The sequence below is a fragment of the Bacillus cereus group sp. BceL220 genome (assembly GCF_051776965.1).
In the GTDB taxonomy this organism is placed as follows: Bacteria; Bacillota; Bacilli; order Bacillales; family Bacillaceae_G; genus Bacillus_A; species Bacillus_A cereus.
On the sequence record NZ_JBPWBC010000003.1, the window covers coordinates 108,574 to 135,569 of the forward strand.

Sequence of the window (26,996 nt, forward strand, 5' to 3'; positions counted from 1 at the left end):
CCTTTTTATTATTGTTGTTCGTTCTTTAATTTTGCATCTAGTACAAAAGTACCAAATGGGATAACTGATGAAACAAATGCTCCAAGTGCCCATAAAATTGATTTACGGTGTACGATTGTTACTTGAATTACTGCAAAGATGAATAGAATAAACAGAACACCATGAGCCATGCCTGTAATTTTAACAGCTGTTGCAAATCCTGCGAAATATTTCAATGGCATTGCTACAAATAATAGTAATAGGAAAGAAATACCCTCAACTAGTCCAATTGCTCTTAATCGTCCGATTGGTGTAGATAACATAAAGTAGCCTCCTTTAACGTATGCTTGTATATAGTAAATTTGTATTCTTTTTCAAAATAAAATAGTCTATTTTGTTTCATTATATACAAAAAGAAAGTTTACACTACGAGAATAGTGCAAAGTTCAAAATATAGTCACAAAAGCATGAGAATTTAAATAAAAACCTATTTGAAGTATTTGACTTCAAATAGGTTTTGTGAATGAAAATATTAAACAAGTACATCCGTTTTTAAAACGAATTTCTCTACAACTTTTGCGACACCATCATTCATATTTGTATCTGTTACGTAGTTTGCAATTTCTTTAATATCATCAGGTGCATTGCCCATTGCAACACCAAGACCAGCAAATTCAATCATTGCTTGGTCGTTATAACTATCGCCCATTGCGATAACTTCTTCACGCTTAATGCCAAGCTTTTGAATCAGTTTGTTTAAGCTCGTTCCTTTTGTAACACCGGCTTCAGTAAATTCTAAGAAGAATGGTTTCGAACGCATCACGCTTAATTGGCCTTCTAGTTGTTGTTGAAGTTTCTTTTCAACTTCAACAAGGCGTTCAGCTTCTTTATTCATTAATACTTTTACTACAGGCTCTTTAACTGCGGCTTTAAAGTCATCTACTACAACAATTGGCATACCAGTAATATCGCCCTCAATTTCAGTATAAGGATTATTTTCTTCCGTTACGATATCATCGCCCATATAAGTATGAATCCATACATCTTCAGTTTTACTAATTTCAAATAGGTTGTGAACGATTTCAGGAGATAGTGTACTACTAAAGATTTCTTCGTTTGTTTTACAGTTAATAATTTTTGCGCCATTAAAAGATAGAATGAAACTGCCGTATTCTTCTAAGCGAAGTTCTTTGGCTACATTGCGCATACCAAACGTTGGACGTCCAGAAGCAAGTACAACCTTTACCCCTTGCTCTTGTGCAGTCATTAACGCTTCTTTCGTACGAGGTGAAATAGTATGGTCATCACGTAATAAAGTATCATCTAAATCTAAAACAATCATTTTATAAGTCATATAGAAAATTCCTTTCTTTAATTGAAATCAAAATACATGTTCATGAAGATGTTGAGGAATAATAGTAAGACATCAAACCTCTTTGAAAAGAAGTAGATAAATCATTATGAGTGTGTTGCTCATAATATCGGTTAATAATCATTGGGGATGGATAAAACCCCAATGATTCAAGTTTGATTTTATCGTAACAACTCTAAAGGTAGAGTGCAATAATGGAAGTTTTCCAATTTACGATATTTGTTTTGCTGTGGAACGAGAAAATAGTATTTCTAGCAAAATGGCCATTACAGATCCAAGAACGAGACCGTTACTTAAAAACGATGCTAGAAATGGTGGAAGTGTGGAATATGCTCCTGCTGGAACAAACATAACTCCGACTCCTGTGAAGATTGAAAGACCGGCTACTTTAAATAATTGTTCTTTATCCTGGACAGTTTCGTATTCTCGAAAGGCGAGGCCAATCATGCTTGCGAATACAGGATAAATAGCGGCATAACCAACTGCAACAGGGATTGCTGCAAAGAATGAAGTAATCTTTGGGAATATACTAACGACAATAATAAAGCTTGACCCTAATATAAAAGGGAGACGTTTATAAATATTAGTCGTTGCAATAAAACCTGCTGATCCAGAAATAGCGACAGGTCCAATAGCTGAAAACAGGCCGCCTAGCAATTGGTTGATTCCTGTTATAATGCCGGCTTGTTTAAAACGATCTGATGCAGCATTTTCTTCATATTTAGAGACAACCTTTTGTACAACGCGAATACTTGCTAACATATTTGTTAGAAGTAAGAGTGTAACAAATATGACCGTAATTACCATGTTCCATTCAACACGAGGCATGCCGAAAACAAATAAGGACGGAAAACGAATTATGTCTGTCACTGGTGTTATTGGATTAGATAATCCGAAGCATGCGAATAATATCCAGCCGCATATGATACTGAAAAGAACGGAATATTGTCCAATAATAGGTAGCTTCATGATGAAAAAGGATAGTAAAATAACAATGAGTGAAAGAATAAATACATTAGGTTGTACTTCTGTATGTTTTCCATCAAGGCCAAACATTCCCTTTAAGAAGGAGCCACTGAGTTGCGCGACAAGAAGAAATAAATACGTTCCAATGACTGTCGGTGTAAAATAGCGAACGAGTTTATCAATAAGTCCAAAAACGCTAAGAATAATACAAATAATACCGCTTAATAAGAAAGCATATTGAAGAACTTTAAGTGTCTCATTGCTTGATCCAAATAATACGACGCCTAAACTTGCGTAAAGGGAGAAAATTCCCCACCAAAGGCCAGCAGGACCTTCTTGAATAGGAAGTTTATGCCCAAATATAGCTTGCAAGAGACCAGCAAAGCCTAGAACAAATAATGTTCTTTGTACGAATGCAATGGCTTCAGCGCCATCAAGACCGTAACTAGTTGCGACACTAATTGGTACAATAAGGCTTCCAGCTAAAATAAATAGTGCCCATTGTAAGGCGGAAAGAAATGTCTTCATTATATCAACCTCTTTCATAGATTCCGTATCTAGTATATACGTATTTTATTTCCACTGGCAAAGATTGTAGATAGAGAAAAGAGTTGAAACACGGTATGAATGCACGTAAGCAATTATGGATAGCAGTTATATGTATGACTTTTGTTGTAATTCTAGGAACGATAGGATTTATGACAATTGAAGAGATTAGTTTGTTTCAAGCATTTTGGATGACGATGATTACTGTATTGACTGTTGGATACGGAGATGCCGTTCCTGTAACGCAAGCAGGGAAAGTATTTGCGCTCCTTATTATTCCTGTTGGTGTAGGTATTGTTACGTATGCAATTGGGGTAGTGGCAGCTATGATTATTGAAGGGAATTTATTTCATGCAGTACGGAGGAAGAAGATGGATAAACAAATAGCGCAGTTGAAAAATCATATTATAGTATGTGGTTGCGGTAGAGTGGGGCTTCAAGTTGTACATGAATTGCAAGAAAAGAACATTCCATTTGTCGTTGTTGATAAAGATGAAAGTATATTGGAGCAGGAAAAGCTTTTATTTGTACATGGAGATGCAACGGAAGATCAAGTATTACATAATGCCGGAATTTTAAAAGCAGCTGGTTTAGTTGCTATTGTTGCAAATGATGCCGAAAATGTATTTATTACATTAACAGCAAGAGGATTAAACGATACGATTAAAATTGTGGCGAGATCTGAAAAGCCAGAAACTGAAGAGAAATTAAGGCGTGCTGGTGCAAATAAGGTTATTAATCCATCTAGTATGGCAGGTATTCATATAGCAAAAGGTATTGCAAATCCATTAACCGTTCATTATATTGATACAGTGTTGTATGGAGTAGAACAGTCATTTGTCATTGAAGAAATTCTAGTTGGCAAAGATTCAATACTAGTCGGTAAATCGTTACTAGAGAGTAATGTAAGGAATCAGTTTGATGTAACGATATTAGCGATTTCAAGAAATGGTAATATTATACATAATCCAACAGGGCAGGAAAAATTACAAGAACATGATATGATAATAGTATTTGGTTCAGTAGAGAAACTGGGACAATTTGAGAAAGAATTACAAAGTACGAGGTGATAAGGAATGCAAATATCTAGTGACAAGATTTTAAATAAAATGGCGAATGAAATTGCGAAGGCAAAAAGTAGCGAAGGACAAAAGTCAAAAGAACATTTATTAGTTGTGCGTGCTTTATGCGATTTACTATTAGATGAACAGGTTGAATCTTCTACGTATAGGGAGCCGCAAATTCAATCGCAAGTAATTGGATCACAGCCTATAACAACAGTTCAACCAGTTATACCAGTTTCTGGAGAACCTGTGTATATAAAAGAAGAAGGTGCAAATGGTAATTCTTTATTTGATTTTTAAGAATTAAATCGTTTGGCTTATATGAAAAAATTGCTTATGATAAAGGTAAAAAAGGGGAATTAAGATGAAAATTTTCTTTTTACTAGGTTGTATTGCAGCGGGGCTATCTGTTGCGTTAGGGGCCTTTGGAGCACACGGTTTAGAAAATAAAATTTCTGCGAAAATGTTAGAAGTTTGGAAAACAGGCGTTACATATCAGATGTTTCATGCAGGTGGATTATTCGTAGTTGCTTTATTGATGGATAAGGTTCAATCATCACTTTTAACTACTGCTGGTTGGCTAATGGTAGCTGGGATTATTATGTTCTCAGGTAGTTTGTATGCATTAAGTACGACAGGCATTAAGTTCTTTGGCCCAATTACACCTCTTGGTGGTGTAGCGTTTATTGTGGCGTGGATTCTAGTAGGGACTGCAGTTGTAAAAGGATTATAAAAAACAAAAGCTGGCATTTGCCAGCTTTTTTTATGGTCTTGGAGTATAAGTTGCTTGTTGACTAGGTAAATACGTAATTTCTTCTGGAAATTCTACGTAATCTAAGTAGATCATTAATAGTAAATAGCGTTTTCCTGATTGCGGTTCACTAATAACGATATGGTCACGGCCGGCTGCTTCAATAATACCTGTATAAGATTGTGTACCAAGGGAACTGCCACGTTCATAAGTCATTACAACTGTAGCTTGCTTACCTTTGTTTAAACGAAGGATATTTTCAATATAGGATTGCTCTAGAGGTAACATGCCTTGAGAAATTGCATATTGAGCTTGCGCAGCTTGAGCTGTTTGTTGTTGCATTGCTTGCTGTTGTTGTTGAGTCATTTGTTGTGGTTGGACATAAGTTCCAGATGGTTGATAAAAACCTGTTCCATAGTACGGATTTTGTTGCTGTGCCATTCAAAAATCCCTCCTCATTTTCATCTCTTAATATACGCTAGGACAGTCTTCACCAGATGGTTGGAAGAAGCAGTGCTTTTTGAAGCGACCAGAGTTTTGTTGGTTATACCAAGTTGGTGGACAAGGACCTTCAGGTCTAAAGAACCATAAGGCAAAGTTAGCGGGCCAAAAACGTTGTCCTTGAATAGTTCGCCTTGCTAAGGCGATATCTTGTTCACGGGCTCTTTGATAAAAATATCCTTTTTGTGTTGCCTCAAAACCACCAGGATTTTGATACACCATTTGACGTAAATTACGAATACTTTTAAAGTCTAAACAATTTCCGCGGACACGATTTACCCCAACGTTTCCGACCATTAACATTCCTTGTTGCCCTTCTCCTTCGGCTTCAGCACGCATCAGTCTAGCTAACAACTTTACATCTGCTTCGTTATAAGCAATAACACCCATTATGTGTCACCTCTCTTTTTGTAATACCTTTTGGAAAGAGGTTTATTTCTAGATGAAGTGTGGAACAATTACTAGTTCATACGTATGAGAAAAAGGACTCAGATATGACAACCAAACGAAGTTTTACATTGAGAGAGGAAAATAAAAAAAGCTAGCGTGAGCTAGCTTTTCATCATTAAAATACTTTAGACCATAAGTTTGAGAAGAAATCTCCAATAGAGCGCATTGTTAGCACAAACCAATTTGCTTTTTCAACTTCCTCTGTTGTTTTTGCAGTAACTTTCATACTTTTACTACCGTCTAAGAAACCATATTTATCAGTTGATTCTAAAGTAATTGAGCCTACTTTAGCATCTTTCTTAACAGGAGCAACTAAATGTCCATCTTCAGCAAGAGATTTATCTAATTCAGTCCCAATTTTATAAGGATCTTTGCTACCTTTTTTCGCAATTACTGTTATTTCTTTTTCAGGTGCAACCGTTACTTGATCTTCTTTCCCTTTTACTACAGAGATTGTGTTGTTTTTATCAACCTTGAGCTTTTGTTTTTCGAAGTTATTAAATCCATATTCGATTAATTCACGAGATTCTGTGAAGCGCTCGTCCATTGATTTCGTTTTAATAATAACCGAGATAAGACGTAAATCACCGCGTTTCGCAGTAATAGTAAATCCATATCCAGCTGTATCAGAACTTCCTGTTTTTAAACCATCAGTACCTTCATAAGCGAAGGCAGCTCCTGGTAACATCCAGTTCCAGTTTTCCATACGAATTGGTTTTGGATGATTGTCTGGGAAGTTTCTAAATCTTTGTTTTGTATCCTCTAGCATTTCTGGATACTTTGTAATCATTACTTTTGAAAGTATACCCATATCGCGAGCTGACATAGAGTTTTCTGCATTTGGATCAGTACCCTCGGGATGTTTCCCTTTTAAGTCAGCGTTATTTAAACCAGTAGCGTTTACAAATTTATATTTCTTTAACCCTAGTTTTTTTGCATGTTCATTTGCAAGATTTAAGAAGTTTTTCTCACTTCCTGCAAGTAGCTCTGCTAAAGCAATACTAGACCCGTTTGCAGAGAAGATAACAATAGAATGATATAATTCTTTTACAGTATATTGACGTCCTTTCTCAAATGGTACGTTAGAGAATTCATTATTACGTGAGACTTCATAAGCGTAATCGGAAATATTTACTTTCGTATCCCAAGTAATTTTCCCTTCTTTAATTGCTTCTAAAACAGCGTAAACAACAATTAATTTTGACATACTAGCAATAGCTAGCAGTTCGTCTGGGTTTTGTTCATGCAGTATTTTCCCTGTATCTGCATCAAATAGAAGTGCAGCAGCAGCTTCTATTTGTATTTTTTCTTCCGCATGGGATGTTGTTACTCCTAAGGAAGAAATTGACAATAGAAGTGCTAGTAAAATAGACAAGATTTTCTTCATATAAATTATCACCTTCGCATCGTTATTAGCATATAGCTCGTACCATTTTAGCATGAATTTGGATATAGAAAAGTTACAATTTTGTAAGGGATTTGTCGGTTTTTGTTCGAATTTGCGGGAAAAAGGATTTTTTTGAGGAGAAATATAGAGGGAAATAAAAAAAGGAACGAATTTCGTCCCTTTTTCAATATTATATGTATAAAAATTTCTCTACTTTTTCGTCTGGTAAGATGTTTCCAACGAAGAATGTTCCGAATTCACCATAACGAGCACTTACTTCATCAAATCGCATTTCATATATAAGTTTCTTAAATTGAAGAACATCGTCAGCGAATAATGTTACGCCCCACTCGAAATCATCGAATCCAACAGATCCTGAAATAACTTGGCGTACTTTCCCTGCGTATTGGCGACCAATCTTGCTGTGACTGTACATCATTTTTTTACGCTCTTCCATAGGAAGCATGTACCAGTTGTCATCACCTTGGCGACGCTTATCCATTGGATAGAAGCAAATATGATTTGCTTTCGGTAATTCAGGATATAAGCGAGCTAAAATTTGTGGATTTTGATATGGATCTTCATCAGCTGGAAGGTAGTTGCTTAGTTCAACAACAGATACGTAAGAATATGCAGGAACCATATATTCAGCTAATGTTGTTTTATTCAATTCTGTCTCAATTTCATTTAACTCTTCCATTGTTGGACGTAAAATCATAAGCATAATATCAGCTTTTTGACCAACAACTGTATACATTGCGTGACTACCTTTTTTCGCAGTAGCTACTTCGTTCCATTTTTCAACGACATTTAAAAATTCAGACACTGCTTGTCCGCGTTCGTCGCTAGATAATGTTTTCCATGCAGCCCAATCAATAGAACGTAAATCATGTAAACAATACCAGCCATCTAACGTTGTTGTTGCTTCACTCATTCTATTCACCTCAGTTAATGATAGTTTTACACGTTAACTATAGCATATATAGTTTTAAAATCATCTATATAAAACCTTGGCGCATAAAATTGTCACATTTAAGTGTTTAAGCGAGGTGAATTTAACGGCTGAATTTTATGAAAATATAATCATTTTTATTTTATCTATTTTTTGGGAGCTATAAGTTTAAAATATAGAAGAAAAGCAGTATTCTTAAAGATAGAGTTTTTTAACATATGTAGGAGGGTTTATTCGTGAGCAACTTATTTACAACAGTAAAAGAAAAAGTTCAAGGAAAAGGCATTTCTATCGTACTTCCTGAAGGAACTGATGAAAGAATTTTAGGCGCTGCAGAGCGTTTAGCAAAAGAAGAGTTAGTAAAACCAATCTTAGTTGGTAATAAGGAAGAAATTGGCGCAAAAGCTGCTAGCATGAATTTAACATTAGCAGGCGTTGATATTTACGACCCAGCTACATACGAAGAAATGGATGCAATGGTAGCATCTTTCGTTGAACGCCGTAAAGGTAAAGCAACTGAAGAAGACGCTCGCAAAATCCTTAAAGACGAAAACTACTTCGGTACAATGCTTGTATACATGGGCAAAGCACACGGTTTAGTAAGTGGTGCAGCTCACTCTACAGCTGATACAGTTCGTCCGGCACTTCAAATTATTAAAACAAAACCAGGCGTTACAAAAACTTCTGGCGTATTCATCATGGTACGTGAAGAAGAGAAATATGTATTCGCTGATTGCGCAATTAACATTGCACCAAACAGCCAAGATTTAGCTGAAATCGGTATCGAAAGTGCGAAAACTGCTGAGTTATTCGGCATTGATCCACGTGTTGCTATGTTAAGCTTCTCTACAAAAGGTTCTGCGAAATCTCCAGAAACAGAAAAAGTTGTAGAAGCAACTCGCATTGCAAAAGAAATGGCTCCTGAGTTAACTTTAGATGGAGAATTCCAATTCGATGCTGCATTCGTACCATCTGTAGCTGAGAAAAAAGCTCCAGGTTCTACAATTAAAGGTGATGCTAACGTATTCGTATTCCCAAGCTTAGAAGCTGGTAATATCGGCTACAAAATCGCTCAACGTTTAGGTAACTTCGAAGCAGTAGGACCAATCTTACAAGGTTTAAACATGCCTGTAAATGACCTGTCTCGTGGATGTAACGAAGAAGAAGTGTACAAGTTAGCTTTAATTACAGCAGCTCAAGCACTTTAATTCTAAAATGAATTAGTATGGAAAATGACCACCCTTAGGGTGGTCATTTTTATTTTTCTAAGCCAAGTGCTTTATTATTACGATCAATAATACGTTGTAAATTCGTCTCATATAAAGGAATCTCATCTATTGTTAATTGAGATGGTGTTAACTTTGGAGCGAATTGCTGCAATGTTTTTAAAAGACGCATCATTAAATCTTGTACTGTAATGGTTTCGCCAAGTAATTCTGAGAGTGAGGCCATCGTACTTGGTACAATTTCAGGGTACGTAAAGCGTGTTTCTTTTCCTTGAATTGCTAGGTTGTAGAAATCACGAACGAGTGCGGCACGCTCAGAGCCACTTCCGGTAGCACAGAGATAAATTTGGACAGCGACACCGCCGCGAATACGACGTTGTGAAATACCAGCGAATTTTTGATCGCGAATACTTAAGTCATAACTACCAGGACAGTAAGAGCCAACAATTTCTTTTGCCTCGATAGTAACGTTGTAATCCTTTAACATCTCCTTAATTAAATGCCACATCGTATCGTATCCAAGATCAATATCGATACCTTTTTCTGTTTCTTGGAATAAAAGTGATACGTTTAAAACACCTTCATCAAGCACGACTGCAAGCCCGCCAGAATTACGAACAATAACATTGAAGTTGTGTTGTTTTAAAAAAGAAATACCTTCTTCTAAATGCGGAAGGCGTGAATCTTGAATGCCAAGGACAATTGTATTGTGATGAACCCAAGAACGCATTGTTGCGGCTGACTTGCCATTTCCAATGCTTGTGCATAATGTGTCATCCATTGCGAATGACTGAAGTGCGTGGAATGTTGGTCCCAAACTAGACTGATCTACAATGCGCCACTCTGGCTGAGATAAAATGGAACGGGAATTGCTCATATAACTAACCCCTTATCTTTAAAATGACAATCTCTATTATAGCAAAAAATGAAGAATGGAGTTTTCTCACATATAAAGGGGGAGCTTAAAGGTGAAATAATAAAAAGGATGCATTACATGCATCCTTTTTATTCTGCAATTTTTTCTAAATTACCGTTTCGGTCCATTCGGAAAGATGTTTGAGAACGTTCTTCGTCATCCATGACTGCCAATTTACGAGCTCGGTTCATAATGTTCATAAGTGTTTCGTAATCTTCTTGTACAGTATGAGATTGCTTTTCTAACTTTTCTAGTTTCTTTTCTAGTTCCTCATTCCGAAGGATTTGTGCTTTAATTTCTTGTTTCAATCTCGTATTCTCGTTTTCAAGAGCTGTCACTTTTATATTTGAAGATCCGACTGTTTGTAAAAAATAAATAACATCTTGCATTGTCATAGAGCTTCTTGCAGCAGGAGCAGTAGATTCTTGATATGGAATAGCTTCTTTATATTGTACGATTGATTCCTCTTGTACTAATTCTTCATAATCAGTTATCGAATCTGAAGCTGGTGGTGTATAAAGTAAACGTTTTTTCGCTTGTTCACCGCTTGCAGCACGCATTTTATCTTTACGATGTTTTTTTGCTAGTTGAAGAGCTTGTTCATAGCTATAGCGAACGACAGCATTCCAGCGGAAACCACAAGCAGCAGATGTACGATTTAACTGATCTCCTACTTCCTCAAATGCATTTAATTGCGTACTTCCTTCTCGAACATGACGAAGTACCGTTTCAGCAAGTAATAAATCATCCTCATCTGTCCAAGCATCTTGTCTTACTTTCATAGATTCAACTCCCTTTCTTTTTATGAACTTCCTATTTTTATAATGGGCAAAAAAATAAACTTTTATACAAAGCTTTTAAAAATATGGTAGATTTCGATGAAAGGTAAAAATTTTCCCATGAATGGTGAGCGCTTCTGTAGGAGAGCATATAAATATGTAGCATTATGTAGAGAATAGGCTTTGTAGGGAAACTTGCAACGAGCTTCAAAGAGCGGTAAAATACCATTTAGTGTTTATTTTTAAACGAACTTGAGAAAAGTTTAAAATAGAGGAAGTGTTATATAATGGGAAACGAATTTCGCGTGTGCGATGACTGTCAGGCAACGAACGTTAAAACGTTAGTTCCGAAGTTAAAAAAAGTAGATTCATGTGCAACGATTGAAGTTGGATGTCAGTCTTACTGTGGTCCTGGTCGTAAAAAATCATTCGCATTTGTAAATAACCGTCCAGTTGCGGCTCCAACAGAAGATGAGTTAATCGTAAAAATTGAAGCAAAGTTAAATAAGTAAGAAAAAGAAGAGTGAAAAGATTACTCTTCTTTTTTTATGCCCATAAGAGGAAAGATTTATTCTGCGAAAGTACTCTTGTGTGGACGAACGTTTTCTAAAGGATGGATATAACTTTTGTATTAAAGTTCCAATTTATATAAATTTATATTTCAAAATAATGGTTGACAGTCTTTTAAAGCGATAGGTAGAATAGAAGTGTCTGATTCTGAGAATCATTATCAGGAAAATAACAATTCACCTAATTTTTTTATTACTATTTGAGAATAAATTTCATTTTAATAAATATATGTTGTTGGTTAGGATGGTTGAGGGATGGAAGCGAGCGCAAGCAGTATAGAACAGCAAGAAGAGAATGTTAAAGAGATTAAGAGCAGACCGCTCATCGCTTCTATTATTTTAGTAGCGGGTACAGTTTTGTTAGCTTTAAGCATGGCAGTTTCTATTTCTTTTGGGGCTGCAGATATTAGTTTAAAGACTGTATGGCAAGCTGTATTTCAGTTTGATGGATCTATTACACATCATAACGTAATTCAAGAGCTTCGCATGCCTAGAGCAATAGGGGGCGTAGTTGCAGGTGCCTTTTTAGCGGTATCAGGAGCAATTATGCAAGGCATGACGCGAAATCCACTTGCTTCACCATCGTTAATGGGAATTACAGATGGGGCTGTATTTGGAATTGCAATTATGTATGCATTTTTCCCTAATTCACCTTATTTAATGTTTGTTATCGCATCTTTTATTGGAGCTGCGTTTGGTGCAAGCATTGTATATGGAATTGGGTCTTCTTCACCAGGTGGATTAACACCTGTGAAATTAGCTTTAGCAGGTGCAGCTATTAGTGCTTTATTAGGGGCAATTTCATCTGGAATCGCATTGTATTTTAATCTTGCCCAAGAGGTGAGCATGTGGAATGCAGGCGGAGTTGCTGGAGTGAAATGGCAAAGTATTAATATGTTAGTGCCAATTGGCCTTGTTTGTCTTTTTATCGCAATTATGATGTCGAGATATATTACAATTTTGAGCTTCGGTGAAGAAATTGCAATTGGACTTGGTCAAAATACGACATTAATTAAATTTATCGGAACAGTACTTGTTCTTGTTTTAACGGGTTCCGCAGTTTCCATGGCAGGATCAGTAGGGTTTGTTGGTCTTGTAATCCCGCATATGACTCGTTTCCTTGTAGGCTCGGACTATAGATGGGTTATTCCATGTTCTGCGGTCTTAGGCGGGCTGTTAATTGAATGTGCAGATATGTTATCTCGCGTTATTAACCCGCCATTTGAAACGCCAATTGGAGCAATTACAGCGCTAATTGGGGTTCCATTCTTCCTCTACTTAGCACGTAATGAAGGGAGAGGAAAGATGTGAGGACGAGTGTCTTAACAAAAAAGAACATTTCTATATTAACGATTTTAGTAGGACTAATCGTTTCTATATTTCTTATTAGTTTAAATACAGGAACTTTTAAAATACCCCCAATGGACGTATTAAAGTCATTGGTTGGACTAGGGGCTGAAGATCAGTCTGTTATTTTATTTGAATTCCGTATGCCGCGTATGGTAATTGCTATACTAGTCGGATCTGCTTTAGCTATGTCAGGTGCGATTTTGCAAGGTTTATCACGAAATCCACTTGCTGATCCAGGTATTATAGGGATTAATGCTGGAGCGGGATTAACAGTTGTTATATTCGTCTACTTCTTCTTCGGGAAAGTAGGGACTGGTACATTTTTATCTGTATTCATTCTTCCATTTTTCGCACTAGTTGGAGCGATATTAGCAGCGGTAATTATTTATTTATTAGCATGGAAAGACGGCGTTTCATCGACTCGATTAATACTAGTCGGTATTGCCGTTGCAGCTGGATTTGGAGCTGTTAGTTTAATTTTCTCTATGAAGATGACATCTAACGATTTTCGTTTTGCTACGATTTGGCTGGCGGGAAGTCTGTGGGGTACAGATTGGAAATTCGTATTAAGTGTACTTCCATGGATGGTTATTTTCTTACCGCTTGCTATAAGTAAAGCACACATATTAAATGTAATGAACCTAGGCGATTCTACAGCAGTTGGCCTTGGTGTAAATGTAGAAAAAGAAAGACGTAAATTATTATTTATTGCAGTTTGTTTAGCGGGTGCATCTGTTGCTGTTGCCGGTGGAATTGGCTTTATCGGTTTAATGGCCCCGCATTTAGCAAGGCGCCTTGTTGGTGGCAAACATCAAATCATGTTGCCCACAGCTGCGCTAATAGGAACGTTTTTACTTTTATTCGCAGACGTAATTTCAAGAAGTGTACTAACAACTTCAGAAATACCAGTCGGTCTTGTTATTTCTGTAATTGGTGCACCGTATTTCATTTATTTACTTATGAGGACAAAATAAAGGGAGGCTTTTCGTATGGCAACTTTAGCGGTTGATGCGGTATCTGTTGGCTATAATGAAGGTTTAATTATTGATGGATTAACAGTTGAAATTCCGGAAGGGAAAATTACAACAATTATTGGGCCAAATGGTTGTGGGAAGTCCACATTATTAAAAACGGCGTCTCGTATTTTGAAGGCAAAACAAGGTACTGTTTATCTTGACGGAAAAGCAATTGAGAAACAGCCAACGAAAGAAATTGCAAAGAAAATGGCGATTTTACCACAAACTGCAGAAGTACCAACGGGTCTTACTGTATTTGAGCTTGTGTCATACGGAAGATTCCCTCATCAAAAAGGGTTTGGCACGTTGAAAGAAGAGGATTATCGCTACATTAACTGGGCACTTGAAGTGACAGGAATGAAAGAATTTACGAATCGTCCAGCAGAAGCGCTATCTGGTGGTCAACGTCAACGTGTTTGGATTGCAATGGCTCTTGCACAAGGAACAGAATTACTTGTATTGGATGAACCAACAACGTACTTAGATATGGCTCATCAATTAGAAGTATTAAACTTATTGAAAAAGTTAAATGAAGAAGAAGGTAGAACGATTGTTATGGTTATCCATGACTTAAACCACGCTTCTCGTTTCTCAGATCATATGATTGCATTAAAAGCAGGTAAGTTAATGAAACAAGGAACACCAGATGAAGTTATGACAAGTGAAACACTTCGTAACGTATTTGAGATTGAAGCTCAAATCGTTCCATGTCCAGTAAACTGTAAGCCAATTTGCTTAACATATGATTTAGCGATGATTAGTAATCAATTGCGTAAAAAAGCTTAAGTAGAACCCCCTCGTGAAGAGGGGGGACTTCTAATGGACGTTGAGCTTCTTATATAAGAATGGGAAGTTGAACGCCCGTTAGAATGGGGTATTAACAACAATTAATAAAAATATATTGATTAATTGTTATCTTCGTTTCTTATAGTTCATTGCAACTTATAAGATAAATACAGCTAGAAGGAGTGGGAACATGAAGAATTTTAAAATGGCACTATTAGCAATGGTATTAGTTGTGACTTCTGTACTATTTGCTGCTTGTTCTAACAAAGAAGAAGAAAAGAAAGCAGATGCAAAGACTGAAGAGCGCACTGTAAAACATGCAAAAGGGGAAATTAAAATTCCTGCAAACCCAAAGAAAATTGCTGACCTTAGTGGTTCAACAGAAGAATTATTAATTTTCGGTATGAAACCGGTTATTACTGCTAATACATCTCAAGAAAAAATTGATGCACATATTGAAAAGAAACTAAAAGACGTTAAACCAGTTGGTTCTGCTTGGGGCGATAAAATTAACATCGAAGCAGTAGCTGCTGCAAAACCAGATTTAATTCTTGTAAATAATCGTCAAGAAAAGATTTATGATCAATTATCTAAAATTGCACCAACAGTTATGTTAAACACTCCATTAGATCAATGGCGTCCAAAATTCGAAGAAGTAGGTCAAATCTTCGGTAAAGAAAAAGAAACAAAAGAATGGTTCAAAAAGTATGATGAAAAAGCAAGCAAATTACATGACAAAATCGTCGCTAAAACTGGTGAAGCAACATTCATGAAAATGGCTGCGTATCCAAATGCTTTCCGCGTATACGGTGACTACGGTTACGGTAGCGTAATCTTTAATGATTTAAAACTACCAGCAGTTAAAGGTACACCAACTGATAAACCACTAGTACAAGTACAAAAAGAAGCTTTAATCGATTACAACCCAGATTACTTATTCGTATTTACAACTGGTGACGGTTCTCAGCGCTTAAAAGAATTCCAAGAAGAATCAATTTGGAAAAACATGAACGCTGTTAAAAACAACCACGTATTCACAATTAAAAATGAAGACTTAAACAAAGGTTACTTCCCATTAGGGAAAGATATGATCTTAGACGAAGTTGCTGAATTCGTTTTAGGTAAATAATGTATAAAGGAAATCACTTTTACTTCGGTAAAGGTGATTTTTTCTTTTTATAAAGGTAATTAATACAGTCTTTCATTTCTTTCTGTTTCTCATTTCGTTTATAATATAAAGTAAGAATGTAGTAAAGAAAGGGGGATGTCGAAAAGTGGTATATTTAAACGACAAACTCAGCGAAACAAAAGTGTTTAAAGACCCAGTACATAAATATGTGCACGTGCGTGATCGTGTTATTTGGGATTTAATCGGAACGAAAGAATTTCAACGCTTGCGCCGTATTAAGCAGCTTGGAACGACATTTTTTACATTTCACGGTGCAGAGCATAGTCGCTTTACTCATTCGTTAGGTGTATACGAAATTATTCGTCGTATGATTGATGATGTGTTTGATGGCAGACCAAATTGGAATGCTGAAGATAGATTGTTATGTTTATGTGCGGCATTACTTCATGATGTCGGTCACGGCCCATTTTCTCACTCGTTTGAAAAAGTATTTTCATTAGATCATGAGAAATTTACGCAAAAGATTATTGTTGGCAATACGGAGATTAATGATGTATTAAGTCGTGTTGATAAGGAGTTTCCACAAAAGGTAGCAGATGTAATTGCAAAAACGTCTACTAATAAATTAGCAATTAGTATGATTTCGAGCCAAATTGATGCGGATCGTATGGATTATTTATTAAGAGATGCTTATTTTACAGGCGTAAAGTATGGAAACTTCGATATGGAACGTATACTGCGTGTAATGCGCCCGTATGGGGATCAAGTAGTCATTAAAAATAGTGGTATGCATGCTGTTGAGCATTACATTATGAGTCGTTATCAAATGTATTGGCAAGTATATTTCCATCCGGTAACGCGAAGTGCAGAAGTTATTTTAACGAAGATTTTACACCGTGCTAAATCATTGCACGAGAAGTATTATACATTTAAAAATCATCCTGTTCATTTCTATTCTTTATTTGAAGAAGAAGTAACAGTAGAGGATTATTTAAAGTTAGACGAGAACGTTATGTATTACTACTTCCAAGTATGGCAGGAAGAAGAAGATCCAATTTTAAGCGATCTATGCCGCCGTTTTATGAATCGAAATCTATTTAAATATGTAGAGTTTACAGATAAACACGGTTTAGATAATTGGATGGAATTAAGTAGTTTATTTAAAAAGATTGGACTTGATCCGGAGTATTATTTAGTAGTTGATTCAACATCAGACTTACCGTATGACTTTTATCGTGCAGGAGAAGAAGAAGAGCGTTTGCCAATCCTACTTCTTATGCCAAACGGAGAGCTTAGAGAGCTTTCACGTGAATCGGATATTGTTGAGGCGATTACAGGTAAGAAAAGAACGGACCAAAAGCTATTCTATCCACATGATTTAATCTATGAAGATGGAAGAAAAGGAAAATATAAAGAGAGAATTATTGAGTTGTTAGAAGGAAAGAAATAAGAAGCAGCTAGTGGCTGCTTCTTATGAAAAACTTGAAATTATTTGTCGCTTAAGCGTTTTCCGCCAACTGCATAATGATTCTTAGACATTTCTTCGATGAAAACAACGATGTTTTCTTCAGGAGCACCAGTTGTTTCGCTTACTGCTGCTGTTACTTTCTCAGCAAGAGCTTTCTTTTGTTCTTCTGTGCGTCCTTCTAGCATTTTCACTGTTACGTATGGCATGTACAATCGCTCCTTTTATGTAAGTTACACTCTTATTATAGCGGATTATGGGGAAGAACAATCGAAAAAACAAATAATTTCTTTTTTTGACATATGGAAGAGGAGATGAAGTATGGATCAGTTATTTAGATATCCATTGCACGAAATTCCGTTGGTAGCAATGGCGATTATTATTGCATTATCCGTTCATGAATTTGCACATGCATATGTTGCATATAAATTTGGGGACGATACAGCAAAGAGACAAGGTCGTTTAACGCTATCACCGATGGCTCATTTAGACCCTATCGGTTTGATTGCAGTATTAATTCTTGGATTCGGTTGGGCAAGACCGGTTCCTGTTAACCCATATAACTTTAAAAGACCGCGTCTTGCAGGCATATTAGTTTCAATTGCAGGGCCGATTAGTAACTTAATTTTAAGTGCAATTGGTTTAATTATTTTGTATAGCTTAGCAGTATTTGGAGTGTTAGATGCAGTTCCAGTTGCAGTAGCTGAAACATTAGGAAAGTTTTTTGAGCTCTTTATTATGTTAAATATTGTTTTACTTGTATTTAATTTATTACCGATCCCGCCACTTGATGGGTATCGTGTAGTGGAAGATTTAGCACCAGCAAATATTCGCGCGAAAATGACACAGTATGAAAAATATGGAGCGATTGCGTTATTAATTCTCGTTATTACACCGCTTAGTAATTACACAATTCAACCTATTTTCCAGGTAGTTATTCCGCATGTATTAATGTTTTTACAAAGTATCATTGCGCCTATTTTTGGCCTTTTATAATTTTTAAGTGAGGAGGATTTTACATATGACAGAGAAAAAGAAAAAAATCGGTTTTAATATCGTGAAAAATGATTCAACAGATGGACATGGTGGATTTGGTGTTGGGGCATTAAGCCTAGAAAACATTTCACCTGTATTTGTTGATGTACTAGAGAAAACTGCATTCGTTGATATCGGTGCGATGCATGCGCGTAGTACAGTAGAAAAAGGTATTAAGTTTTTAACAAATAAAGATGAAGTTCCAAACGGAAAACCATTTTGGCTTGTTTGGGTAACGATTGAAAGAACTGCAACTGGTGCTTATTACGCAGGTGTAACAGCTTGTGAAATGACAGTAGACCGTGAAATTCGTCGCGGATATAAATCACTTCCAGAACACGTAAACAAAATGGATAAATCAATGAAGCGTCACATTATGGTTGACCATATGGATGAATCATCTAAAAAAGTACTTGGTACGTTCTTGAAAGAACATAATGAAGCGATTTGGAACGAATCTAGTGAAGAATTGCGCCTTGCATTATTAAGTGAATAAAAAATAGCTGACGGATGCCCGTCAGCTATTTTTTTTACCAAGGAAGATATTTTTTCCACCAACTTGTTTTTTTCTTTTCTTCAGTCGTTTTTTCAAATTCTTCTTTATCATCGACGTGATCCATACAATATTCAGTCGGTTCGGTACCTTTAGCGAAATACATTTTCACAGAAATAGGACAATTTTTTGTAGCAATTTTACCGTTCTCTGGGTTGATATTAACCGCTACGACGTCACCTGGTTGTTTAAATTCTTTTTTGGGCTGTCCATCTAAGCCTTTCTCCATCGTATCAGTCCATATTTTCTTCGCATATCCTTGTTCTGCTACGTTTGAAATAGATTTAGGTTGATCATACCCGACCCATACACCTGTTACGATTTGCGGAGTAAATCCGATCATCCAACTATCCGTTTCAGTAGAACCAGATTTTCCGGCATATGTTCTTGATAATTTTGATAACATCGATTGGCCAGTTACAGCAGCATAACTGCTTAGTTTCTTATTAAACATACCGGTCATCATTTCTTCCATTACAAACGCTTTGCTCTTGTCGAGAACTTGTTTACTCTCTAAATGAGCATCGTATAATATATTTCCTTCATGATCCATAATGCGGCGAATGAAAGTAGGTTTTACTTCTTTTCCACCGTTTGCGAACATGCTATAAGCGTTAACCATTTCAATTGGTTTTACGGGTGATGTGCCGAGAGCTAGAGAAGGCACATCTTTTAATGCACTTGTAATTCCAAATTGTTTTGCTGTTTTTGCGAGTGCGTCATCTCCTAAAAATAAATTCGTTTTTACAGCATATATGTTATCAGAGACTGCGAGAGCTTGTGCCATCGTTACAAAATCATCTGCATAATAATCTTTATAGTTTTTTGGTTTATACTTTGAAACGCCGTCACCTAAAGTAAATACAGTATATTCGCTTTTTAAGCGCGTAGCAGGCGTGAATCCTCGTTCTAATGCTGCATAATATAGAAATGGCTTAAATGTAGAACCAGGCTGACGAACGGCTTGTGTAGCCCTGTTAAATTGACTCGTAGTATAATCAGTTCCGCCAACAAGAGCAGCCACTTCACCTGTCGTTGGATTCATAGAGACGAGAGCAGTTTGTATGTTTGTTGTGTCAGGTATATGATCTTTTACAGCTTGCTCTGCTACAGCTTGTAGTTTAGGGTCTAGCGTTGTATAAATTCGCAAGCCACCCCGTTGTAAAGCTTGTTCGTCTAATCCAACATCACGAAGAAGCGAAGCTTGTACAGCATCTTGGAAATATGGTGCGACCTCTGCTACTTTTTTCGTATCTAATGAGGCAAAAGTTAGTGGCTCTTTCTTCGCTAAGGCTGCTTGTTGCTTCGTAATATATCCTTGTTCGACCATTTCATCTAATATGAGAGCTTGTCGTCCTTTAGCACGATCCTCTTTCAAAAAGGGAGAATAGACACTTGGCCCTTTCGGGATACCTGCGAGCATACTAGCTTCTGCTAATGTTAAATCTTTTGCTGTTTTATCGAAATATAGACGGGACGCAGCTTCGATTCCATAAGCGCCATGTCCGTAATAAATTGTATTTAAATATCCTTCTAAAATATGATTTTTATTATAGTTTACTTCAAGGCGGACAGTGTACATTGCCTCTAATAATTTCCGTTTCCACGTTTTATCATGATCTAAATACAGATTACGCGCGTATTGTTGTGTAATTGTACTAGCTCCTTGTACCTTTGCCATCGCTTTTAAATCAGCAACAATTGCACCTGCAATCCGTTTCACATCGAAGCCGTGATGTTTATAAAATCTTTGATCTTCAATAGAAAGGGTCGCTTCTTTTACATAAGGTGAAATTTCATTAAGAGAGACATTGTAACGTTTTTGAATTTCATTACTTTGTCCAATAACAGTATCATCGTTTGCGTAAAAGACGCTTGTTTGTGGGACCGCAACAGGAGGAGGTCCCATAATTTTTGCAACTATAATAATAACAAAAAAAGAAAAAACGAAGAAAAGGACGCAAGAAAACATTGCGGTGAAGAAAAGACGTTTATATTTTTTAAGTTTTGGATTCATAGTTTGATCCATCTTTTTTCAGCCCCTCATTAATACAAGCGTTATTGTATTAGTATTGAGGGTTTTCATTTATTTTAAACAATGAAATTTCGAAAATAAAAAGCTCCTTCCATTAAGAAAGGAGCTCAAAGGCACGTGCTGGCCAATCGGTAATGATGACATCTACACCATAATCAATCATAGTTTGTAAATCTTTGTATTCGTTAATTGTATATGGACGGAAAACATATCCTTGCTCTTGTGCTAATTGCACAAATTCTTTCGTTAATAGCTGGAAGTTTGGATGTAATCCACTTGCTTTTCTCTGTTTTGCTTCGGCAATTGGATCAGCAATCGGTGTATCATATAAAATTGCTCTTGGGATTTCAGGAGCAATTTCTGCTAATAATGAAACAGAGTCATGGTTAAATGATGAAAATACAATTTGATTAGAAAGATGATATTCGCGCACAAGTGCAACAGCTTTTTCCTCAATATTTGGGTAATGAATAACATCTGTCTTTAATTCAATATTTAGTTGTAAGTTCGTTGTGGAAAGCCAAATGAAAATCTCACGCAACGTTGGGATTTTTGCTTCATGGAAAGAAGGGTCTTTATAGCTACCAGCGTCCAATGATTGTAGTTCCTCTACCGTTTTTTCCGAAACAAGTCCAACGCCATTTGTTGTACGATCGACGGTTTCATCGTGAATTACGACAAGTTCACCATCTTTTGATAAGTGGACATCGAGTTCAATTCCGTGAGCGCCAATGCGTTCTGCTTCTTGGAAGGCAATCATCGTATTTTCGGGATGTGTACCTTTTACTCCGCGGTGAGCGAAAATAAGTGGTTTACTCATGTGAAATTCTCCTTATTATCTCTTTTCTTTCATTATGAAACTGCTTTAGGGAAAATACAATTGAATATGATAAACATTTACAAAAGTCTAACAGTTGCAGAAAAGTTAACGTTAACGTAAAATGTAATAATCAAGTGAAGGGAGGAATAAACATGTATAAAATTGATGAAGTAACAAAGCAAGTCGGTTTAACAAAACGTACACTTCGTTATTATGAGGAAATTGGTTTAATTCATCCCCCAGAACGTAGTGAGGGGAATATTCGTCTGTATACGGATGAGGATATTGCCAGAATTAAAAGAATTGTAGAAGCGAAAGAAGTGCTAGGAATCACACTTCAAGAAATGCAGCATTTCTTATCACTAAAAGAAAGAATGGAGCAAAGAAGAAATAGCGAGAACCCTCGTGATCGTGAAGTGATTCAAGAAATTAAAGATATGCTTGAAAAACAAGTGCAAACGTTAGACGAAAAAATGGAGCAAATGCAACGTGTAAAGGCAGAACTTGAAGATAGTTTACATCGTGCAGTAACATTTTTAGAGAGCACAAAAGGAGAGTAATCAAAATGGAGAGCAAACAAAAACTAGGGAGATTGATTACAGTGGTGGCTACCTTCCTTGCCTTTTCGGGTATAGGAGTAGTCGACCCAATTTTGCCGATTATTGCAGAGAAAATTGGTGCAACGCATTGGCAAGTTGAAATGTTATTTACTGCTTATATTTTAACGATGGCAATCATGATGTTACCAGCTGGTATATTTGCATCAAGATTTGGTGATAAACGGATGATGACAATCGGTCTTGCGATTGTGACTGTATTTGCGTTTATATGTGGTATATCGCAAACGATTGCTCAATTATCTCTTTTCCGTGCTGGATGGGGATTAGGAAATGCGATGTTTTTTGCTACAGCAATGACGCTGTTAATAGCATTAAGTAAAGAAGTTCATGAAGCAGTAGGATTATACGAAGCAGCGATCGGTTTAGGCATGGCTGGCGGACCGTTATTAGGCGGGATATTAGGTGGTCATTCTTGGCGTTATCCGTTTTTCGCGACGAGTATTTTAATTTTCTTAGCATTTATTTTAGTATTCTTTTTTGTAAAAGAACCAGAACGAAAAGTGAAGCGTAAGGCTGCTGGCGTAGGAGAATTACTTAACCTAGTGAAGTATAAACCGTTTATGCAAGGTGCGATTTCAGGAATGTTATACTACTACGGATTTTTCGTTGTGTTAGCATATTCACCACTTATTATGCATTTATCAGCTATTCAATTAGGCTTTGTATTTTGCGGATGGGGATTAGCGTTAGCTTACGGTTCTGCAATTTTAGCACATAAGCTAGAAGGGAAATATGAAACAAAAACATTATTGAAGGGTAGTTTACTTGTATTTGCGATTTTCTTAATTGCACTATTCTTTGTGAAAATTATGTGGTTACAAATTACTCTTATCGTTTTATCAGGATTAGCATCTGGCTTAAACAATGCATTATATACAAGTTATGTAATGGATATTTCACCTTATGAAAGATCTGTTACGTCAGGTGTTTATAACTTTGTTCGTTGGTTAGGGGGCGCAATTGCTCCGATTTTATCAGGAATTATCGGTCATACTGTTTCACCACAAAGTCCGTTTTTAGTAGGTGGAATTGTGGTGTTAGTTGGTTGTATTATGATCCTAATTCCAATTCGTAAACCAGTAGAAATAGAGACAAAAGCCCTTTCTTAAGAAAGGGTTTTCTTTATACATATATGTTAGAACCCTCTGACTAAAATATATTTTCGGTATTTTTGTACTTTTAACTATACATTTTGGATGTTTTGTTTTATTTTTGTTAGGGGACATTAATGATGTCCTTATTATAAATTTGCATTGAAAGGCGTGATTGTACGATGGAACTATGGTTCACTGAAAAACAAACAAAACATTTTGGGATTACGGCACGTATTAACCGCACATTACATACGGAGCAAACAGAATTCCAAAAACTTGATATGGTTGAAACGGAAGAGTTCGGAAACATGCTTATTTTAGATGGCATGGTTATGACAACAGAAAAAGATGAGTTCGTTTATCATGAAATGGTAGCGCACGTACCTTTATTTACACATCCTAACCCTGAAAACGTATTAGTTGTTGGTGGCGGTGATGGTGGTGTTATTCGTGAAGTGTTAAAACACCCAAGTGTAAAGAAAGCAACTCTTGTTGAAATCGATGGAAAAGTAATTGAGTACTCTAAACAATACTTACCATCAATTGCAGGCGCATTAGATAATGAGCGTGTAGAAGTAAAAGTAGGAGACGGTTTCCTACATATCGCAGAAAGCGAAAATGAATACGATGTAATTATGGTAGATTCTACTGAGCCAGTAGGACCAGCAGTAAACCTATTTACAAAAGGCTTCTACGCTGGAATTTCAAAAGCGTTAAAAGAAGATGGTATTTTCGTTGCACAAACGGACAACCCTTGGTTCACACCAGAGTTAATTACGACTGTGTTTAAAGATGTAAAAGAAATTTTCCCAATTACTCGTTTATACACAGCTAATATTCCAACATACCCAAGTGGTCTTTGGACGTTCACAATTGGATCTAAAAAACATGATCCATTAGAAGTAAGTGAAGAGCGTTTCCACGAAATCGAAACGAAATACTACACAAAAGAATTACACAACGCAGCATTCGCATTACCGAAATTTGTTGGCGATTTAATTAAGTAAGAAAATCGAGCTTGAACAAATAAAGTGTGAGTAGCTCATTTAAGGTGTTTGTCCAGAAGACTTGAACATGCTAGCTACTTACACTTCTGTAGAGAAAATCGTCTTCTTGTTGTTAAAAAGAAGACCCGGTAAATCGAGAAAGAGGAGCAATTCGCTCCAAATTTGAGAAATAGTGAAAGGTTGGGATACCTTAAGTTCCACATAAGGAGGAAAAGAATATGCGTTTTGATGAAGCTTATTCAGGTAAAGTATTTATTAAAAGTCATCCAAGTTTTGAAGAGTCAAAGGTAGTTATTTATGGGATGCCTATGGATTGGACAGTAAGTTACCGTCCAGGATCTCGTTTTGGCCCTGCACGTATTCGTGAAGTATCAATCGGTCTTGAAGAATATAGTCCGTATTTAGATCGTGAATTAGAAGAGGTAAAATATTTTGATGCGGGTGATATCCCATTACCATTCGGAAACGCACAACGCAGCTTAGACATGATTGAAGAGTATGTATCAAAACTTTTAGATGCCGATAAGTTTCCACTAGGTCTCGGCGGTGAGCACCTAGTGTCTTGGCCAATTTTTAAGGCAATGGCAAAAAAATATCCGGATTTAGCAATCATCCACATGGATGCTCATACTGATTTACGTGAATCGTATGAAGGGGAGCCTTTATCCCACTCTACACCAATTCGTAAAGTGTGTGATTTAATTGGTCCGGAAAACGTATATTCTTTCGGAATTCGTTCTGGAATGAAGGAAGAATTTGAATGGGCGAAAGAAGTAGGTATGAACTTATATAAATTTGACGTATTAGAACCGTTAAAAGAAGTATTACCGAAACTTGCTGGACGCCCAGTCTATGTCACAATCGACATTGATGTATTAGACCCAGCTCACGCTCCAGGAACAGGAACGTTAGAAGCTGGCGGTATCACATCTAAAGAATTATTAGATTCCATCGTAGCAATTGCAAATTCAAATATAAATGTAGTTGGAGCAGACTTAGTAGAAGTAGCCCCAGTCTACGACCATAGTGATCAAACACCAGTCGCAGCAAGCAAATTCGTGCGGGAAATGCTGCTCGGTTGGGTAAAATAAAAGCGGAAGCGGCTCGCTTAGAATGTGAGGGGGATGGAGCTTCAGACGTAGAGGCGCTTTTTGCCTCGAAGGAAGAAGCGAAGCCACCGATCATTCTAGCCGCTGCAGCTAGATAAAATAAAAGTGAAGCCGACTGTTTAGAGAGGCGTAGCTAGATAAAGTAAGAGCCCTCTATATGATTAGAGGGCTCTTATTTTGTCGTTATGTGTCGGTAAGTCGATATATTAAAAAAATCGCCGATATAATTTCATTTACCGTTACGCAACACAAAAAAAGCTATTCTCAAACGATGGGAATAGCTCTTTTTCTTATGCAACCTTCTCTTCCGAAGTAACTCCACGAATTTCATCAGCAGAGCGGATCGGATATTTACGGAACACAATAGACCCGATGTATCCGACAATAGTGGTAACGATTCCACATAGTACAGCAGCAATCGTTACTTTTATAACGTCATTAAATCCGAATAGGACAAGAAGACCTGGAATTGGTGATGCTGTTCCTGGTGCATTATTAACAAGCTGGAATAGCGATGTAATAATACCGGCAAGTGCACCGCCAACGAAGTTTGTTGCATAAATTGGAATTGGATTTGCTGAAACAACATCTGCTTGTGTTAAAGGCTCGATTGCTACAGCGATTGTGTCTTTCTTTGAGCAAATTTTTAGTCGCTTAAAGAAAATAAAGTTCATCGGGGCTGAGGCTGCTACGGCAAGACTACCAATTGCCATTGGTAAACCTGTTAATCCAAGCATTGCAGTTAGTGCCATAGAACTCAGTGGAGAGGTAGAAATAACTGTTATTAATCCACCAAGCATAATACCCATAATGATAGGACTTTCTGTAGTTGCAACTGATATCATAGAACCGATTTTACCAAGTGTTGCGTTAACGAGCGGATCCATAAGCATTGCCATTCCACGTGAGATTGGTGCAGCGATAAATAGGATTGCTAAAAATTCCACACCAGCCGGTAATTTCTTTTCGAGAAATTTCACGACGAAGGCACAAACGTATCCGGCGAAAAATCCTGGTAAAATACCGAATCCACTAGTAGCGATACCAATTAAAACAGCGTATACGGGGGAAACACCGATTGCTAATGCGACTAAAATCGCTGCTGCGACACCGCTCATACTACCAGAAGCTTCTCCTACTGATTGTAAAAAGTCATTATGAAACATTTCTCCACCTATATAACGGTGAAATGCTTCAATAAGAAAACTTGCGATTGCTGCATTAGCTAAAGCGCCCATCGCCTTCATTCCGTAAGGCGCACGGTAACTGAAAAGTGTAAATAGACAAAGTACAACAAGTAATAGTGCTAAACCTTGCAAGATAGCCATTTGAAAACTGTCTCCTTTGATTTTTGTAATAAAAATTCGTATCATTCAATAATAATATAAAAGTGTATGAAACGGAAAAATTTTTTCTTGGGAACTTGCTTTAAGAAAAAATCCCTTACAATAATGTAAGGAAAGTGTAAGACTTTTAGATAGAGTATAGTATGCTCTTTTCCGTATAATACAAGTATAGA

Annotated in this window: 29 protein-coding genes; 16 read left to right on the forward strand and 13 right to left on the reverse strand. The window is 36.7% G+C overall.

Annotated features, from left to right (window positions below; all coding sequences use genetic code 11):
• Window positions 1-8 precede the first annotated feature (8 nt).
• The 3 genes from ACS2FK_RS09630 to ACS2FK_RS09640 all read right to left on the reverse strand — a co-directional run bounded on the left by ACS2FK_RS09630 (window position 9) and on the right by ACS2FK_RS09640 (window position 2,845).
• A complete protein-coding gene (locus tag ACS2FK_RS09630) occupies window positions 9-302 on the reverse strand; it encodes a DUF3817 domain-containing protein (protein WP_000953396.1) in 294 nt (97 codons plus the stop codon).
• A 209-nt stretch (window positions 303-511) separates the two neighbouring features.
• A complete protein-coding gene (locus tag ACS2FK_RS09635; RefSeq protein ID WP_000221387.1) occupies window positions 512-1,333 on the reverse strand; it encodes a Cof-type HAD-IIB family hydrolase in 822 nt (273 codons plus the stop codon).
• A 228-nt stretch (window positions 1,334-1,561) separates the two neighbouring features.
• Window positions 1,562-2,845, reverse strand: coding sequence for a purine/pyrimidine permease (locus tag ACS2FK_RS09640; protein ID WP_000847031.1), 1,284 nt, complete (start codon window positions 2,843-2,845; stop codon window positions 1,562-1,564).
• Window positions 2,846-2,940: 95 nt separating this feature from the next.
• Here ACS2FK_RS09640 and ACS2FK_RS09645 point away from each other — a divergent pair, with 95 nt between their 5' ends.
• The 3 genes from ACS2FK_RS09645 (at window position 2,941) to ACS2FK_RS09655 (ending at window position 4,660) form a co-directional block, all read left to right on the forward strand.
• Entirely contained in the window at window positions 2,941-3,933 is a 993-nt protein-coding gene (locus tag ACS2FK_RS09645; RefSeq protein ID WP_000993985.1) for a potassium channel family protein, read from the forward strand.
• A 6-nt stretch (window positions 3,934-3,939) separates the two neighbouring features.
• Window positions 3,940-4,227 (forward strand): YwdI family protein, encoded by a 288-nt coding sequence (locus ACS2FK_RS09650; RefSeq protein WP_001167346.1) that lies wholly within the window; start codon window positions 3,940-3,942, stop codon window positions 4,225-4,227.
• Window positions 4,228-4,291: 64 nt separating this feature from the next.
• Window positions 4,292-4,660, forward strand: coding sequence for a DUF423 domain-containing protein (locus ACS2FK_RS09655; RefSeq protein ID WP_000688315.1), 369 nt, complete (start codon window positions 4,292-4,294; stop codon window positions 4,658-4,660).
• 30 nt (window positions 4,661-4,690) lie between these two features.
• On the opposite strand, the gene gerQ is transcribed toward ACS2FK_RS09655, so the two are convergent.
• From gerQ to hemQ, 4 genes are all read right to left on the reverse strand, one after another.
• Complete coding sequence (gerQ, locus tag ACS2FK_RS09660) at window positions 4,691-5,119, reverse strand: spore coat protein GerQ (protein WP_000068652.1); 429 nt, start codon at window positions 5,117-5,119, stop codon at window positions 4,691-4,693.
• A gap of 27 nt (window positions 5,120-5,146) precedes the next feature.
• Complete coding sequence (gene cwlJ / locus ACS2FK_RS09665) at window positions 5,147-5,569, reverse strand: cell wall hydrolase CwlJ (protein ID WP_000538155.1); 423 nt, start codon at window positions 5,567-5,569, stop codon at window positions 5,147-5,149.
• A gap of 175 nt (window positions 5,570-5,744) precedes the next feature.
• Window positions 5,745-7,016, reverse strand: a complete 1,272-nt coding sequence (locus ACS2FK_RS09670) for a serine hydrolase (protein ID WP_063549193.1) — start codon at window positions 7,014-7,016, stop codon at window positions 5,745-5,747.
• A 190-nt stretch (window positions 7,017-7,206) separates the two neighbouring features.
• The gene (hemQ, locus tag ACS2FK_RS09675; RefSeq protein WP_063549191.1) at window positions 7,207-7,950 is read right to left on the reverse strand and encodes a hydrogen peroxide-dependent heme synthase; all 744 of its coding nucleotides are present in this window, start codon (window positions 7,948-7,950) and stop codon (window positions 7,207-7,209) included.
• Between the two features lie 254 nt (window positions 7,951-8,204).
• Between hemQ and pta the strand changes: the two genes are divergently transcribed.
• The gene (gene pta / locus ACS2FK_RS09680) at window positions 8,205-9,176 is read left to right on the forward strand and encodes a phosphate acetyltransferase (protein WP_063549189.1); all 972 of its coding nucleotides are present in this window, start codon (window positions 8,205-8,207) and stop codon (window positions 9,174-9,176) included.
• A gap of 49 nt (window positions 9,177-9,225) precedes the next feature.
• On the opposite strand, the gene ACS2FK_RS09685 is transcribed toward pta, so the two are convergent.
• A complete protein-coding gene (locus ACS2FK_RS09685) occupies window positions 9,226-10,071 on the reverse strand; it encodes a lipoate--protein ligase family protein (RefSeq protein ID WP_000071945.1) in 846 nt (281 codons plus the stop codon).
• Window positions 10,072-10,199: 128 nt separating this feature from the next.
• Window positions 10,200-10,892, reverse strand: coding sequence for an RsfA family transcriptional regulator (locus tag ACS2FK_RS09690; protein WP_000868358.1), 693 nt, complete (start codon window positions 10,890-10,892; stop codon window positions 10,200-10,202).
• Between the two features lie 284 nt (window positions 10,893-11,176).
• Between ACS2FK_RS09690 and ACS2FK_RS09695 the strand changes: the two genes are divergently transcribed.
• The 6 genes from ACS2FK_RS09695 to ACS2FK_RS09720 all read left to right on the forward strand — a co-directional run bounded on the left by ACS2FK_RS09695 (window position 11,177) and on the right by ACS2FK_RS09720 (window position 17,189).
• Window positions 11,177-11,401, forward strand: coding sequence for a DUF1450 domain-containing protein (locus tag ACS2FK_RS09695; protein ID WP_000526079.1), 225 nt, complete (start codon window positions 11,177-11,179; stop codon window positions 11,399-11,401).
• A gap of 312 nt (window positions 11,402-11,713) precedes the next feature.
• Complete coding sequence (locus ACS2FK_RS09700; protein WP_000388296.1) at window positions 11,714-12,769, forward strand: FecCD family ABC transporter permease; 1,056 nt, start codon at window positions 11,714-11,716, stop codon at window positions 12,767-12,769.
• Window positions 12,766-13,782, forward strand: coding sequence for a FecCD family ABC transporter permease (locus ACS2FK_RS09705; protein ID WP_001260757.1), 1,017 nt, complete (start codon window positions 12,766-12,768; stop codon window positions 13,780-13,782). Before ACS2FK_RS09700 ends, ACS2FK_RS09705 begins: the two co-directional genes overlap by 4 nt.
• 15 nt (window positions 13,783-13,797) lie before the next feature.
• On the forward strand, window positions 13,798-14,610 hold the full coding sequence (locus ACS2FK_RS09710) for an ABC transporter ATP-binding protein (protein WP_063549187.1): 813 nt from the start codon (window positions 13,798-13,800) through the stop codon (window positions 14,608-14,610).
• Window positions 14,611-14,800: 190 nt separating this feature from the next.
• Entirely contained in the window at window positions 14,801-15,739 is a 939-nt protein-coding gene (locus ACS2FK_RS09715) for an ABC transporter substrate-binding protein (RefSeq protein ID WP_000787724.1), read from the forward strand.
• A gap of 145 nt (window positions 15,740-15,884) precedes the next feature.
• The gene (locus tag ACS2FK_RS09720) at window positions 15,885-17,189 is read left to right on the forward strand and encodes an HD domain-containing protein (RefSeq protein WP_000262741.1); all 1,305 of its coding nucleotides are present in this window, start codon (window positions 15,885-15,887) and stop codon (window positions 17,187-17,189) included.
• Window positions 17,190-17,227: 38 nt separating this feature from the next.
• On the opposite strand, the gene ACS2FK_RS09725 is transcribed toward ACS2FK_RS09720, so the two are convergent.
• Entirely contained in the window at window positions 17,228-17,413 is a 186-nt protein-coding gene (locus tag ACS2FK_RS09725; RefSeq protein ID WP_001147171.1) for a 2-hydroxymuconate tautomerase, read from the reverse strand.
• Between the two features lie 112 nt (window positions 17,414-17,525).
• On the opposite strand from ACS2FK_RS09725, the gene ACS2FK_RS09730 reads away from it, so the two are divergent.
• Window positions 17,526-18,200, forward strand: a complete 675-nt coding sequence (locus ACS2FK_RS09730) for a site-2 protease family protein (protein ID WP_000372443.1) — start codon at window positions 17,526-17,528, stop codon at window positions 18,198-18,200.
• A 25-nt stretch (window positions 18,201-18,225) separates the two neighbouring features.
• The gene (locus ACS2FK_RS09735; RefSeq protein WP_000136682.1) at window positions 18,226-18,735 is read left to right on the forward strand and encodes a YwhD family protein; all 510 of its coding nucleotides are present in this window, start codon (window positions 18,226-18,228) and stop codon (window positions 18,733-18,735) included.
• Window positions 18,736-18,769: 34 nt separating this feature from the next.
• On the opposite strand, the gene ACS2FK_RS09740 is transcribed toward ACS2FK_RS09735, so the two are convergent.
• Window positions 18,770-20,821, reverse strand: coding sequence for a transglycosylase domain-containing protein (locus tag ACS2FK_RS09740; protein WP_000372960.1), 2,052 nt, complete (start codon window positions 20,819-20,821; stop codon window positions 18,770-18,772).
• A 100-nt stretch (window positions 20,822-20,921) separates the two neighbouring features.
• Window positions 20,922-21,647, reverse strand: coding sequence for a glycerophosphodiester phosphodiesterase (locus ACS2FK_RS09745; RefSeq protein ID WP_000042783.1), 726 nt, complete (start codon window positions 21,645-21,647; stop codon window positions 20,922-20,924).
• 152 nt (window positions 21,648-21,799) lie between these two features.
• Between ACS2FK_RS09745 and ACS2FK_RS09750 the strand changes: the two genes are divergently transcribed.
• The 4 genes from ACS2FK_RS09750 to speB all read left to right on the forward strand — a co-directional run bounded on the left by ACS2FK_RS09750 (window position 21,800) and on the right by speB (window position 25,459).
• Window positions 21,800-22,207: a MerR family transcriptional regulator gene (locus tag ACS2FK_RS09750; RefSeq protein WP_000276560.1), complete on the forward strand. Its 408-nt coding sequence runs from the start codon at window positions 21,800-21,802 to the stop codon at window positions 22,205-22,207.
• A 5-nt stretch (window positions 22,208-22,212) separates the two neighbouring features.
• Complete coding sequence (locus ACS2FK_RS09755) at window positions 22,213-23,376, forward strand: MFS transporter (RefSeq protein ID WP_063549185.1); 1,164 nt, start codon at window positions 22,213-22,215, stop codon at window positions 23,374-23,376.
• Between the two features lie 164 nt (window positions 23,377-23,540).
• Window positions 23,541-24,368 (forward strand): polyamine aminopropyltransferase, encoded by an 828-nt coding sequence (gene speE / locus ACS2FK_RS09760; protein WP_000424696.1) that lies wholly within the window; start codon window positions 23,541-23,543, stop codon window positions 24,366-24,368.
• Between the two features lie 218 nt (window positions 24,369-24,586).
• Window positions 24,587-25,459, forward strand: coding sequence for an agmatinase (gene speB, locus ACS2FK_RS09765; RefSeq protein WP_001209831.1), 873 nt, complete (start codon window positions 24,587-24,589; stop codon window positions 25,457-25,459).
• 308 nt (window positions 25,460-25,767) lie between these two features.
• Here the strand turns inward: speB and ACS2FK_RS09770 are convergent, their stop codons facing one another.
• Window positions 25,768-26,805 (reverse strand): PTS sugar transporter subunit IIC, encoded by a 1,038-nt coding sequence (locus ACS2FK_RS09770; protein WP_000996313.1) that lies wholly within the window; start codon window positions 26,803-26,805, stop codon window positions 25,768-25,770.
• Between the last annotated feature and the right edge of the window lie 191 nt (window positions 26,806-26,996).